Annotated in this window: 12 protein-coding genes; 5 read left to right on the plus strand and 7 right to left on the minus strand. The window is 29.4% G+C overall.

Annotated features, from left to right (window positions below):
- Positions 1–158: 158 nt before the first annotated feature.
- Positions 159–1,259 (minus strand): DNA-processing protein DprA, encoded by a 1,101-nt coding sequence (dprA, locus tag IUY40_RS15095; protein WP_195737694.1) that lies wholly within the window; start codon positions 1,257–1,259, stop codon positions 159–161.
- A gap of 239 nt (positions 1,260–1,498) precedes the next feature.
- On the opposite strand from dprA, the gene IUY40_RS15100 reads away from it, so the two are divergent.
- Positions 1,499–2,461, plus strand: coding sequence for an SPOR domain-containing protein (locus tag IUY40_RS15100; RefSeq protein ID WP_195737695.1), 963 nt, complete (start codon positions 1,499–1,501; stop codon positions 2,459–2,461).
- Positions 2,462–2,650: 189 nt separating this feature from the next.
- Positions 2,651–3,094, plus strand: a complete 444-nt coding sequence (locus tag IUY40_RS15105) for a hypothetical protein (RefSeq protein WP_195737696.1) — start codon at positions 2,651–2,653, stop codon at positions 3,092–3,094.
- A 289-nt stretch (positions 3,095–3,383) separates the two neighbouring features.
- On the opposite strand, the gene IUY40_RS15110 is transcribed toward IUY40_RS15105, so the two are convergent.
- From IUY40_RS15110 to IUY40_RS15135, 6 genes are all read right to left on the minus strand, one after another.
- A complete protein-coding gene (locus tag IUY40_RS15110; protein WP_195737697.1) occupies positions 3,384–4,352 on the minus strand; it encodes a hypothetical protein in 969 nt (322 codons plus the stop codon).
- A gap of 143 nt (positions 4,353–4,495) precedes the next feature.
- A complete protein-coding gene (locus tag IUY40_RS15115; RefSeq protein WP_195737698.1) occupies positions 4,496–5,218 on the minus strand; it encodes a hypothetical protein in 723 nt (240 codons plus the stop codon).
- A gap of 30 nt (positions 5,219–5,248) precedes the next feature.
- Positions 5,249–7,279 (minus strand): hypothetical protein, encoded by a 2,031-nt coding sequence (locus tag IUY40_RS15120; protein ID WP_195737699.1) that lies wholly within the window; start codon positions 7,277–7,279, stop codon positions 5,249–5,251.
- Between the two features lie 34 nt (positions 7,280–7,313).
- On the minus strand, positions 7,314–7,994 hold the full coding sequence (locus IUY40_RS15125; protein ID WP_195737700.1) for a hypothetical protein: 681 nt from the start codon (positions 7,992–7,994) through the stop codon (positions 7,314–7,316).
- A gap of 4 nt (positions 7,995–7,998) precedes the next feature.
- On the minus strand, positions 7,999–8,571 hold the full coding sequence (locus IUY40_RS15130; RefSeq protein ID WP_195737701.1) for a hypothetical protein: 573 nt from the start codon (positions 8,569–8,571) through the stop codon (positions 7,999–8,001).
- A gap of 35 nt (positions 8,572–8,606) precedes the next feature.
- Positions 8,607–11,957 carry a M23 family metallopeptidase gene (locus IUY40_RS15135; RefSeq protein ID WP_195737702.1) on the minus strand — a complete coding sequence of 1,117 codons (3,351 nt, stop codon included), beginning with the start codon at positions 11,955–11,957 and terminating at the stop codon, positions 8,607–8,609.
- Between the two features lie 509 nt (positions 11,958–12,466).
- Between IUY40_RS15135 and IUY40_RS15140 the strand changes: the two genes are divergently transcribed.
- The 3 genes from IUY40_RS15140 to IUY40_RS15150 all read left to right on the plus strand — a co-directional run bounded on the left by IUY40_RS15140 (position 12,467) and on the right by IUY40_RS15150 (position 13,782).
- Complete coding sequence (locus tag IUY40_RS15140; RefSeq protein WP_195737703.1) at positions 12,467–12,658, plus strand: hypothetical protein; 192 nt, start codon at positions 12,467–12,469, stop codon at positions 12,656–12,658.
- 388 nt (positions 12,659–13,046) lie between these two features.
- Complete coding sequence (locus tag IUY40_RS15145) at positions 13,047–13,241, plus strand: hypothetical protein (protein ID WP_195737704.1); 195 nt, start codon at positions 13,047–13,049, stop codon at positions 13,239–13,241.
- 70 nt (positions 13,242–13,311) lie between these two features.
- Positions 13,312–13,782: a hypothetical protein gene (locus IUY40_RS15150; protein ID WP_195737705.1), complete on the plus strand. Its 471-nt coding sequence runs from the start codon at positions 13,312–13,314 to the stop codon at positions 13,780–13,782.
- Position 13,783 lies beyond the last annotated feature (1 nt).

Consider the following 13,783-nt stretch of genomic DNA (forward strand, 5'->3'; position numbering starts at 1 on the left):
GCCTGCTTGATGGTCCTAGTCCTGAAGCTTTTTGGAGTTATGACAACAAAGAATAGTGACAACCTCAAAAAAAAAACAATTCTTTAATTAGAGAAAGACTAGATCAAAATACAATCACAGCCAGCCCTTTCAGTTTTATATTGAAAGGGTTATTTTTTTTAAATAGCCTCAAATAACTTTCCAGGTAAAGGGCGAATTACTCCTTTAAGCTCCATATTCAAAAGCAATCCTGAAATTTTGTAAATCGGAAAATCACATCTCAAAGCAATAATATCCATCAACTCTTTACCCACTTTTAACAAATAATCATATACTTTCTGTTCATCAGGGTCTAACTCAACAAATAATTGCTTCTGTACTGATTTGGACTCATTTTTAACGTCCCAGTTCAAAATATAAATCAAATCGGCGGCATTGGTTAATACATTTGCTTTTTGGGTTTTAATCAAGTTATTACACCCTTGACTGTATTTGTCGGTTGTACGTCCTGGAACAGCAAAAACATCACGATTATAATCATTTGCCATGTTGGCAGTTATAAGTGAGCCACCTCTATCTGCAGATTCAATTACTATTGTAGCTTCACTTATACCAGCAACAATTCGGTTTCTTCGTACGAAATTTTCTTTATCAGGATTAGAAGAACTCCAAAATTCAGTCATAAAGCCCCCGTTTTGCTCCACTTGAGCAACGTACTTTTTATGCACTTTAGGATATATTTGATTCAAACCATGCGCTACAACACCAATAGTCTGGAGATTATTCTCTATTGCCAATTGATGCGCTACAATATCAACTCCGTAAGCAAAACCACTCACAATAACGGGATCTAATGGAACCAAATCTTCTATCAGTTTTTTACAAAATTCCATTCCGTATGACGTAATTTGTCGCGTTCCAACGATACTTATGATTTTTTTATTCTTCAAATCAATGTTTCCAGAGCTAAATAACAAAACTGGCGCATCGATACAATGTTTTAATCGGTCAGGATAGTTTTTTTCATCAAAAAACGTTACTTTAATAGCATTTGACTGAATAAAATCGAGTTCCTTTTGTGCTTTTTCAAAAATTGATTTCTCCTTAATATTCTTCAACAATACTGAGCCAACACCTTCAATTAAAGAAAGTTGCGATGATTTTGTTTTAAAAACATCTTCGGCAGTACCACATTGCAGCAATAGCCTTTTTGCCATTACATCTCCCACTCCTTCAACACTTTGCAATGCCAATAAATAAAATAAATCTTGCTCGGTCATTTGTTACAATAATTTGGATTATTAAATAAAATAAAAATAACATTTCTTAATTACAAAGATGCTAATTTTAGGTAAATTCTTGCTAAAAATTAAGTTTAAAAAAACAATCTGAAAGAATTAAAAATAAGCACAAATTTATAATCGTCTAAATATCATTGGTTTGAATAAAAATAGAGAATTGTTAATAAAAATTGTGAATAAAATTTTGATAACTATTTTCCTTGCCTAACTTTGTTACTATGAAAATCGAAACTTACATCGCGCAGTTATTGTATCGTTATCAGTGTGTAACGGTTCCTGGGTTTGGAGCTTTTTTAACCGAAATTCAATCGGCCGAACTTAATGAAGGTTCAAATTCATTTTTTCCACCAAAAAAATTAATTTCTTTCAACCCACATATCAAAAACAACGATGGTTTGTTAGCAAATCATATTGCTCTTACCGAAAAAACATCGTATAAATTTGCTGTTAGCGCAGTTCATTATGAAGTTACAACTTGGAAAAAAGAATTAGAGGATAATGGTTTCCTTTCTATTAAAAATGTTGGTCAAATCCGAATGAATGCTGACAAAAACCTAGTGTTTACTCCAAATGATCAAAAAAATTATTTGGCTACTTCATTTGGTTTAAGCCCATTTGTTTCTCCAATGGTTAAAAGAGAATCATTTGAAAAACAACTAGAAGCTTTAGAATTAGAAACAGTTGAAGAAAAAGAACCTGTAGCCTTGCATTCAGCTTATAAAGGATCTAATTCTTATTTAAAATATGCTGCTATTTTTGTACTTGCATTAGGAGTTACAGGAAGTATTGGTTACCCGATGTACCAGAATCAAATCGCTAGTCAAACTGTTCTAGTAGAAACAGCTGTTCAAAAACAAGTTCAGAATAAAATACAAGAAGCCACTTTCTTCATAAAAAATCCACTGCCAGCCGTAACAGTAACTCTTTCTGTAAAGGAAGAAAAATCAGTAATGTCATATCACATTATGGCAGGTGCATTTAGAAGTGAAAAAAATGCTCAAAAAGCTTACAACAGATTAAAAAAAGCTGGATTTGATGCTAAAATAATTCCTGCAAATAAACATGGACTTTTCCCTGTCTTATATGGTAGTTATGCCACAATGCGTGAAGCTGAAAAAGCACAAATAGAGATTCAAAATACTATAAATCCAGAAGCTTGGATTTTGATAGAAACACTATAAATTCTATAGAAAACTTTAGTGTTTGAATTAGAAATTATACACTCTACTTAACAAAACGCCATTTATAGTTCTTACAAAATGGTGTTTTGTTATACAGTAAAATGATTCTAAATAACTAAAACACAAGAGATCTAAATGTTTTGGAATAATATTTGTGCGAATATTATAAAATATTTAAACATTAATAGCATGAGAATACTACAAAATTTAGGCTTAGCAATTTGTCTCTTTATTACATCACAATCTTTTTATGGCCAGCAAACAAGTTCAAATAGTTCAAGTCAAGAAATACTATTGAACAAGGAAAAAGAGCACGCAAAGAGAACATTAGAGAATCAAAAAGAATTACAAAAAAGACAAGACCTTTTAAAACAAGACCAAGATAAAGCTAAAAAGCGTCAAAAAAAGATTGAATCTGCTCAAAAAAAGACGGAAAGAACGCAGAAAGATATCAAAAAAACAGAGGATAAGATTCAAAAAATTCAAAACGAATTAAGCCTTAACAAAATTCCTGAAAACAAAATTCAACAAAATAAAATAAAATCTAAAGAATATGAGCTTGAAGTCTTGAAACTCCAATCAAAACTAAGTATTCAGCAACAAGATCTAACAAAGCTTTTAGATTCTAAATAAAAAAAAGTAGCTGTCCTGAATTTTAGGACAGCTATTTTTTTTAACTCTACCTTGTTAATTAATGAGATGCTATTTATCAAAAAAAAAGACTTGAGGTACAAACGCATGTTTTTTCAACTTTCTGTTCTTAAATAGCTTCTTTTGCATCTCTAATCGATTTAAAACCTCAACTTATTCATTCCCGATTTCAGGAAGACATTCTACTTTTTCTTTTTTTAAATATAATTCGATAATTTTTTCATTTACTAAATCAAACTTTATAGCTTTTAAAATTATAATCTTAATATTCTCACTTCATTTCATAATTTAAAAAACCATATTTAGCAGGTTTAGTAGAAATACTGTTTTTCAAATCAAAAACCTCACTAGTAACATAATACTTGTCTTTTACTTTTACAATTTTGACTTCGGGAATCTGCTTATTTTCTATGTACTTCGAACCAGTAAGAAGATTTTTTTTATGATATAAAAACAAAGTATCTTCATTCTGAAAAGGAACTAGTAAATCTTTTAAAGCTCTTTCAGCAATATAAACAGAGTCTTTAGATATTTTTATATAGTAAGTATAATTATAATTTGGTTCATAAGAATCTAGGAGGAGAATATAATCTCGATACCATGAATCGTCAATTTTTAATTTGGAAATAGAATCAAAAAAAGCTATTTGAGTCTCTTTTGTTTTGTTTTCAATAAAGTCATATCTCCATTCTGTTTCTTTAGTATGCTTTTCATCAGAATCTACAATGAAAGATTCGATTTTTTCCCATGCATTATTTCTATATTGATATACATCTGTCTGATAGTTATCTGTAAATTTATAGGCACTATCATATCCAGGAGTTGCCACCAAGTATTTTTTATCAACTAATAATACATAAATATCAAATGCCTTTTTTAGTTCTTCTATGCTTAATTTATTAACATATTTTTCTAATTTTTCATAATCATCTTTATTGATATATTTTGAATGTTTTTTAAAAAAATTGAAATTTTTAGGAATCAAAAAAGTTACTAAATTACCAAGGTCATTTCCGTGCTCAGGATCATATACTGTTCCATCATCATAAGATGTTGTAAAAAAGCAACCACTTTCAGAACTTTTAAAGATATATTCGTTTATTTTTAATATTTTATCAAGATTTAGCTTCTTCGTTTCATTATGATGATAAACATCTTCTTTTTTTTCTGGGCTGTTATCTTTGCAAGAGATTATTGAAAATGCAAAAAAAAGTAATAAACCGTATTGAAATAATTTCATGTTTTTATAATTTTTGTGCTAAAATAGAATATTCTTATATAAACAAAAAGCTACCAGTTACGGTAGCTTAATAATTAATACACTTTGTTATTGAAATGGCTATTGTATGCTTACTATGGTTCAGCCACGATAATTTTTAAATATCAAGTACCTATCCGAATGTCTGAAATAATATCCTTTAAATTAATATAATATTCATTACCGTTTTCTTCTTCAATAATTTTTGCTAGTATCAATTTCTCATTACTATTATTGATAATCTTGATATCTTTTAAATACTTAAATACAAAACTTTTATTAGACAGTTTTTTCAATTTTTTTAAGCTTTCAACATCGTAAAAATCGATTTCTTTATCCTGATCAATAGATAAAAGTGTTAAACTATCTTTAGGTGCTTTTTTAATAAATTCAGGAAAGTTATAATAATTATTTCTTGCCAGAGCAATATCTAAGTTCATTGCTTCAAAATCATAAAAAAAACTTCTTATTCTCCCGTTATTTTGCCAAATATTATCTTTAAAAACATATTCATAATCATCCACAAAACTAGCTAAGGTATTTGTTCCATAGTAATCTTTAATTGCAGCATCAAATTCATTGTTCTCATTTATACAATAAATAGTTTTATCAAAAAATGGATCATCTTTAACGGTATCATATTCTGGTGTTATAAAGTTATTTATGATCACCGATACTAATTTACCTTTTAAATAATAAAATTTTAAAGTGTCTTTATAAATTAATAGCTCTTGAACGCTATCGGTTTTAATTATATATTCATGGTTATTTATAATATAACTTTCTTCCTTTTTTTTACCACAGGAAATAATAATAAAGAATATTACAATAAAGAATGTCTTTTTCATAAGAATTTTATTTTAGGCAAATGTAAATTTTTATTTATTAATTTCTATGTGTATGTGATTATAATGGTAAGTCTTCTCATTATATGGATCTAGAACTAATGTTGCACCTAATTTTAAAACTTTATTCCTAAATTCAGCATGAAATTTTTCACTAAAACTAGGTTTATCTTTACTTCCAAGATGAACCCCATCTATTATGTTAATATCTATAGCTACTCCTTTATAATGATAACTATTTTTACTATGTGAAGCTCCCGCAATCTCAGAAATATTTAATTTGTAAACTTTGCTTAATTCATATAATATATAGAGAATTTCACATAAGATTTCGACCGTTCCACCAGGAGCATTTTGATAACTACTCCTTTTAGCATCAAAGCCTAATGAAGTGTCATTTATATTATCTAGTGCCATAGCTTTATCAATTATACCTGAAACATGAGAATTTGCAAAAGTTACTCTTCCTCCTTTTATTATTTTTTCAGCCAACACTTGGTTTAATTTTCTAGTTTCATTAATATCTATTGCATATCTCATTCCTTTCACTCTCATTTCTCGATATCTAGCCAGCAATTCTCCAGATTGAATTATATTATCCTTATTCCCTCTATTAAATCCATCATTTTTAGTATCCATAGTCGCGTTATCTCTGTAATTTGGATTTACTTTTTCATTCTCTTTATCTTTTTCTGTTAAAAATTTTTTATAAATATTAACATCATCCCCTTTTCCTGTAGCGGCAGGTGCAAATATAATCATATAGACATCTTCAGGTCTTTTTACTTTTTTATGGTTATTAAAAAGCATTAAATAGGTTTTAACATAATCCAATTGTTTTTCTGGTGATAATAAAGCAAGTTTTTGTTTATATTCATTAACTTCTTTTAAAGTAATAGCATCAGCCGTTTTTTTATTCTCTAAAATACCTTTTTCATTTAAAATAAGAGATTTTACAGCCGCAACAGTAAATTGAGCTAAACCTATAGGTTTCCCTTTTACTAAGTCAGGATTATTTCTATGTTCTTCTTTAGAAACACCGACATATCCTTTTTTAGTTAATCTAATCATCGAGCTACTAAACGTTTCTCCAGTTTCTACAGACATAGCAATCATTAAAGCATTTGCCATTTCATACTTTTTGTCTTCTTCCCAAAGTTGTTCACAAATAGCCACTACTTTTTGTCTAAATTCTACACTAACTTTACCTCCCCAAATCATACCTAAACCAGCATCATTTATCTTAGAATTCATATTTGATTTTATAACACTACCCACAACCGCATTCAATCCATTCTCTAAAGAAAGCTTAGATTCAAATCCATCCATTCCAAGATAAAACATATCCATTAAATCTATAAACGGATTTATGACTTGCCAATTCTTGTTTAAAACAAAACTTATAGTAGCCACTCCTTCATTATTGACAATAGTTTTTACTCTAAGTTGTGAGTGTTGTACATTCTTTTTATACACTTTTAATACAACCTCTTTACCTACCATATTTAAGGTTTTAACCACGCCTGTTACTTTTGCCCCATATGGCACTTGGGTAAATGGAGTTACACGATTGCCATCATAAACGAAATAAGTGTCTACTATTTTCTTTTCTGCATTTATTAAAATAGAGTCATTTAACTTATTTCTTGTTTTTTTAAATGCGTAAGACTTTCCGTTAATTTCGCCTTCCAGAATAAATTGCAAAGTGAAGTTCTTTTTATTTGTTATGCCTAATTGTTTTTTGAAAGCATCATCGAACTTTATACTCGTATTTACAATTCCTGCATCATTAGTTTTAGTTATATATCGCGTAGTATTCCGTTTTCCATCGACAAGAAAATAAATTATTACTTTTTGGTTAATGTAACTCGGAATACTTGCCTTAATGTGATTTTCTTCGCCTGAAAGACCGGAAACTTTTTTTAAGTCTCCGCTAGCATAAGTCCATTGTGCTTCTTTGACTTGCGGATGTAATACTTCTACTGTATAGTATCCTTCTTTTTTAGAAAAAGGGTAGCGTAAAGGATAATCCTTCAGATCCACAAAAAAAAATCCTGTAAACAATGTTTACAGGATTTTTTGTGCTTATTTTTATTTTTCAATCATCCTCAATTTCAGGAAAACATTCTACTTTTTCTTTTTTTAAATCTACTTCGATGATTTTTTCATTTATTAAATCAAATTTTATAGCTTTTAAAATTTTATCATATTTGCCTGCTGGATTTACTTTGTCAATTACGACGGCAAAACAAGAATGTCCTTCCATTGTTTCACAGGTATAACTAAATACTTTATTATCTCCTAATATATAATTATAATCTCCAAGCACTGAGTATTTTTCAAGTTTTTTGATATCTTTACATTTCCAATTATCCTTATTTGTCTTTCTAAAGAGCCCAACATACAAAACACTATTATTTTTTTGAAGTGAAAAAGCATAATTAGATATTCGAATAATACTTCTGTCATCAGCATATTCACTAAATGCGTAATCTTTCAATGTTTGATATCTTTCTTCACGATCTAAAGTTGAATCTATTATAAACTCATTGTCAATTACAAATTTACCTGAACTATAATTAACCCTTACATCAGAAAAATCAAAATCATCCTCATTATATACCTCATTGATTAAAAAATTTCTGATTCCCTTTTTCTTTTCAGAATCATGGATATCTTGATTTAGAGGCTTGTTATTACTCAAGTCACTATTAAACGGTTCTTGCTTTTGATTACATGAAAGGAAAATAAATGTAAAAATTAGTATTAGGTTCTTCATTTTTTTATAATACCTTTATTTCATAAGGATTATCTTTTAATATTGAAAACTCAATTTTTTCAACCCAATCAGTATCTGGAACATTTAAAGTTGATTCGAAAAACAACTCCCCATCCTTTCTAAACATAAATTCTGTATATTTAATGATAGAATATTGATTAAATTCCTTATTACTTATTTTTAGATTATTTTTATCAATTATCTTAGATATGATATTTTTATTGTTCTTTTTCAAAATAATTTCGGATACTCGATTATGATAAATATCAAAATTCACATGATATGAATCATCCCCGACGTTTTTCACAATGGAACTATCATTAAGACTGTAATTATATATTTTTAATTCAAAATCTTCTTTATTACGTTTTATTATTTGTGAACTTTTTATAGTGTCAAGATCTATACTCCTAAAATTGTTTATTGTATCCTTATCTTGTATTTCATCCACTAAATCATATTTATTTAATTCTTCTTTGTACAGTATTTCTTTAGATTCAGTATTTTCTGTTTCGTCTTGATTCTTGTTACAACTTAACATAACCAATAAAACAAATAGTTTTAATAAATTTTTCATGTTACAATTTTTAAGGCTAAAATAACGCATTTATGTTATTTAATCCAATCTTGAGGGTCTATTAAGTAAATTTTATTTTTCCCATGTCCATCGGTAGGATCTATTTGATTGTAAACATTTTCATTAGCTTTACTTACCAATGTCATTATTTCATAATGTAAATGTGCGCTAATGTCACCTCCTTTTTCTTTTCCTTTATATGAAGCTCCTAATTCTCCTATTTTTTGACCTTTTTTAATTTTTTCGTCTTTTTTAACAACTATTTTACTTAAATGCAAATATTTAGTTTGAAATAAACTATTCTCCGAACGAACTAGTATATACCTTCCTGTAGTTCCACTTGCATCGTCTTTTAATTCATGAACGAAACCGTCATGTGTAGAAAAGATTGGTGCACCAATATCTGTATCTCCTCCTCCAGAATAATTAAAATCTAACCCTTTATGAAATTTTGATCCTACTTTTACATCTCTTTTACCATATCCTGAAGTTATTTCGTTTAAAGTCCAATTTTTATACTTGATTTCAAGTGGTAAAGCTTTTACCATTTTATCAAATTTTTCTCCTTCTTTTTCAATTCTTTCCAACTCTTGTCTTACTTCCCACATGTACGTAGTTCCCCCATCGAATCCTCTTTTAGTTTTCCCTTTTATATTTATTTTATTATCATATTCTCCTTTTTCTTTATGGTACGAGGGATTATTATAATATGCCATTCTACTACTTGTCCATAAAACATTACCATCTTTATTTCCTTCACCAACACTTGAAGGGTTTAATACTGCTAAATATAAATCTGACAACGATTTATACCCGTTTTTAGCATATCTTGCCAATCTCTTGCCAACATAATTCAATTGAGTTTCTGCTGTCATATTTTTTAATTCCATATGCGTTGTTCCTACTTCTTTTGCGGAAACCTCACTAAACTGGATGAGTCCAACATATCCAATACCATTGTCAATATGTGGGTCAAAAGTGAGAGAAGTTTCTTTTGCAATAATTATCATTATCCAATTAGGATCTACCTTAAGCTTTTTAGCTATTTCAACAACTTTAACTCTAAATTCCTTGCTTACTTTAGCTCCCCAAATCAATTGTGGGTCATTTTCATCAAATTTTTCTTTTAGATTTTCACTAGATTTTATAACACTACCCACAACCGCATTCAATCCATTCTCTAAAGAAAGCTTAGATTCAAATCCATCCATTCCAAGATAAAACATATCCATTAAATCTATAAACGGATTTATGACTTGCCAATTCTTGTTTAAAACAAAACTTATAGTAGCCACTCCTTCATTATTGACAATAGTTTTTACTCTAAGTTGTGAATATTCTGCATTCCTTTTATACACTTTTAATACAATTTCTTTACCTACCATATTTAGAGTTTTAACCACGCCAGTTACTTTTGCCCCATAAGGAACTTGGGTAAATGGAGTTACACGATTGTCATCATAAACAAAATAGGTATCTACTATTTTCTTTTCTACATTTATTAAAATACTGTCATTTAACTTATTCCTTGCTTTTTTAAACGCGTAAGTCTTTCCGTTAATTTCTCCTTCTACAATAAACTGTAATGTGCTGTTCTTTTTATTTGTTAAACCTAATTGTTTTTTGAAAGCATCATCGAACTTTATACTCCTATTCACAATTCCTGCATCATTAGTTTTAGTTATATATTGGGTAGTATTCCGTTTTCCATCGACAAGAAAGTAAATTATTACTTTTTGGTTAATGTAACCTGGAATACTTGCCTTAATGTGATTTTCTTCGCCTGAGAAACCGGAAACTTTTTTTAAATCTCCACTAACATAAGTCCATTGTGCTTCTTTGACTTGCGGATGTCTTACTTCTATTTCAAAAATACAATTTGCTTTGGCTCCTTTTTTACTGTCACTGTAAGCTTCTACTTTATAACGCCCTTCCTTTTGAGGGATAGCCATAGTAAAAGAACTCCATTTATGTAGATATGATTTTTGAGGGTCCTTATTTTCAGTAAGAAGTACAGCGCCTGGTGGGTATAATTTATTATTAGAGTCATAAATCAGCCATTTTACATTTTCTTTTTCTTCATCTGTAGCAGGGTTTATTTTAAAGGTTTTGGCTTCTAAAGTCAAAGTATCGTCTGGATTACCTAATAAAAATATAGCTTTTTTAGATACTTCTTTTGCTTGACCAATACTAACAACTTCATTTTTAATTTTCACGGCGCCTTTGTCTACATCACTTCCCTGAATATTATCATTTTTAATTACTACTTCATCTAATTGAGTTTCTGACCAAATAAAATACATGTCTTTTACTCCAAGGTCAGGATACATTTTTTGAGGACTTAAATCTGGATAACTTCCTTTTTGGGTTTGAATTGTTATCTTAGCTGGTAAATGGGGAAAAATTGACTTTAGTAATAAAAATAACTCATCATGTTCTGAAAAGAGTTGTGGGATATTTATAGCTGGATTTCTAATTTCTTTAATCAATTTGTTATAATATCTAACTAACCTATCTTCTTTTTCTTCTTTGGATAATTGAGATAATTTGAAGATCATTGACTCACTTACTTCTCCCCAATTTACATTATTAATTGTAGCCTCATCAATTGTTGCCTCATCAATTGTTGCCAAACGCCACTTTTGTAATCCAAAATACATTTTTGTAAAACGTTCCTGATCCTTTTTACCATCAAAATCCTGAGCTGTAGCTCCTTCATCAAAGGCGTTGGAAATACCTCTCCAATATTCAATCTCAACACTATTATTTGCGGTAATAGCTAGATCTAATCTCTTTTTAATTCCTACTTTGACAACTTCTATAGTTGGTTCACTGCTATTTTTCTGAAGCATTTGAGGCACCGTAAGCGTTTGTTGTGTTGCCACACTCGCGTACGTCTGAGTTGTTAGACCACTGCTAAAGTTTAGCATATTATTATCTGCTCCTATTATCGGAGGAGTAGTGTTGTCTGATACGGTAGAACTAACTATTGTTCTGCCATTGGTATCAGCAACGCCTCCTCCGATTAGAGCATTTGAAGTTCCTTTTTTCTCTGATGAAATAATACTTATAAACGTATTATGATTTCCTATAGTTCCTTTAAAAACCGAAGAATTATTGCTCTCCGATAATGCAGTTTTTTTGATTGTTTCAATACTTGCATCAGATGTGCCTCCTTCGGTTATGGTACTAGAGTTGTTAACAACAGCAGTAGTATTTAGAGATTTAGACTCCTGCCATAGTTGTACTATATCTTTTTGCTGGCTCATTTCTTTTGAAACATTGGCTAATTCTTTTATGATTGCTTTTGTTAGATCTTCTGAGCTTTTTATAGCAGCACTATTTTTTATTGAAAGATTGAAATTATGGATTGCATTTTTATTCATAGCTACGGTATTTTTTCTTGGTACAAAAGTAGTAGCAAAAAGAATCATTTTAAAATTACAAAACACTTGTATTCAGTAGTTTCAGTATAAATATAACTTGCTGAAACTACTGAATACTGAAGTGTTTTTTATAGGTATTTTGTATTCTTCTGTACTACTTTTACACCCTCAAAAATCGAATAGTACTTGTCAATTTAAAATATCGATTCGTCAACTTTCAGTTTTTTTTAAATCCCCTAGAAAGTCTGAGTCTCAAAAAATTTAATAATCAATCCCAATATAAGTATGACAACAAATAGCAACATTATTTTATGCTGATTTAGAACTGGTAAAGAACCAATACAAGTGCAATTTTAGGCTTCTTAACAAGGTTTTTGCATAAAGATGAAACAGTACCAAACATTAGGAAATACCTTTTACTTGATTCTAGCAACGATTCCTTTTCTTTTGGGACGCATACTATCGGTTATTATTAACTCCTTATAAAAAAACAATCTAAAATAAATTATATGAACAAACAAAAAATTGCAATAATTGCTAGCCTAGTAATTGCTTTAACAGCTTTAATTGACACCAAATTTGATCTTTTACAGGATGCAGGATTGTCATTGATAACAATAAACAGAATCAAATTAATCGGACTGTTTTTATCCGCAGCTTTGACAAGTATTACTCCCTTCTTTACGAAAGAAGAAGATTAAATAGTAGGAATACAAAAGCATCCCAAAAGTTAAAAACAAACTCTAACAGCTAATGTAAACTGACACACCCAAAATCATCGGATTACATAAAAATCTGATGGTCTTGGGTATTTTTGTCGATGAATATGCTAAATGCAAACACAGTTTAAAAACTAAAGACCAACACTTTTATCAGTATTTTGTTTCTACTGAAACTACCGAAAACAAGAGTTGTATTTTTCTTCTTTTGCACCCTTCCGAACTACTTTTACGCACTCTAATTTTCACAATTAGTTTCGCTAATATGTAAAAAGCAGTCTCATACTTTAAGAATATTTTAGAAAGTCAATACCTCAACTTTAACAATCCCTTTCAATAATCATATTAACAATTAAATAGTTAACCCATCATGGATTATACACCAAGAGACTTAGGAGAAACACCTAAAACACCCGATATGAGTAATTTCAAAAATCCTCTAGGACGAACATCTGAAGGAAACATTTTTATAGAACGTTTTTCTATTACACCTATGACTGTATCTAAAAAAAATGAAAGTCTATCCGAAGTAATTAAAAAAGAAAGCAGAGACAGTAGTATTTAAATGCTCGGATACATTTTTAAGCTTAATTCTATATCACAACAAAAAGACAAATCTACTAAAACCACAAAAAATGCCAGACGAAATAGTAATACAAAAACTAAAAGAAAAACACGGTACAGTATTAAAACTTACTTCTGAAGACCAATTAACAATAGCTTATTGCAAAAAACCGTCATTCAATACATTTCTTAATTACCAAAATAAATACAAAGATAATCCGCATGAAGCAATCCTATTTTTATTTGAAGAATGTGTCTTGAATAAAGAAAATTATGATGACGAATTTATGCTTTCTTCAGGAAATTCTATTGTAGCTATGATCAAAAAGGATAGCGAATTCTCAATCGATGCAACACCACAAAAGGATGAATTCAAAAAATCGGCCGCCCTTATTCGATCTGCTTTTCAGATAGATCCCTATCAATTATCAATGGATGAGTTTTATAAATTACTCGAAGAAGCCCTTTGGTTACAAAAACATAACGATAAAAGAATGGAAAACACACTCATGGCAGCCTTTGCACAAACATTTTCAAATTAAA

The sequence above is a fragment of the Flavobacterium sp. ALJ2 genome (assembly GCF_015594725.1).
Classification (GTDB): domain Bacteria; phylum Bacteroidota; class Bacteroidia; order Flavobacteriales; family Flavobacteriaceae; genus Flavobacterium.

Excerpts from the sequence above, each read along its gene's own strand:
- dprA (WP_195737694.1), bottom strand. The coding sequence starts at position 1,259 with ATGACCGAGCAAGATTTATTTTATTTATTGGCATTGCAAAGTGTTGAA.
- IUY40_RS15100 (WP_195737695.1), top strand. The coding sequence starts at position 1,499 with ATGAAAATCGAAACTTACATCGCGCAGTTATTGTATCGTTATCAGTGT.
- IUY40_RS15105 (WP_195737696.1), top strand. The coding sequence starts at position 2,651 with ATGAGAATACTACAAAATTTAGGCTTAGCAATTTGTCTCTTTATTACA.
- IUY40_RS15110 (WP_195737697.1), bottom strand. The coding sequence starts at position 4,352 with ATGAAATTATTTCAATACGGTTTATTACTTTTTTTTGCATTTTCAATA.
- IUY40_RS15115 (WP_195737698.1), bottom strand. The coding sequence starts at position 5,218 with ATGAAAAAGACATTCTTTATTGTAATATTCTTTATTATTATTTCCTGT.
- IUY40_RS15125 (WP_195737700.1), bottom strand. The coding sequence starts at position 7,994 with ATGAAGAACCTAATACTAATTTTTACATTTATTTTCCTTTCATGTAAT.
- IUY40_RS15130 (WP_195737701.1), bottom strand. The coding sequence starts at position 8,571 with ATGAAAAATTTATTAAAACTATTTGTTTTATTGGTTATGTTAAGTTGT.
- IUY40_RS15135 (WP_195737702.1), bottom strand. The coding sequence starts at position 11,957 with ATGAATAAAAATGCAATCCATAATTTCAATCTTTCAATAAAAAATAGT.
- IUY40_RS15140 (WP_195737703.1), top strand. The coding sequence starts at position 12,467 with ATGAACAAACAAAAAATTGCAATAATTGCTAGCCTAGTAATTGCTTTA.
- IUY40_RS15145 (WP_195737704.1), top strand. The coding sequence starts at position 13,047 with ATGGATTATACACCAAGAGACTTAGGAGAAACACCTAAAACACCCGAT.
- IUY40_RS15150 (WP_195737705.1), top strand. The coding sequence starts at position 13,312 with ATGCCAGACGAAATAGTAATACAAAAACTAAAAGAAAAACACGGTACA.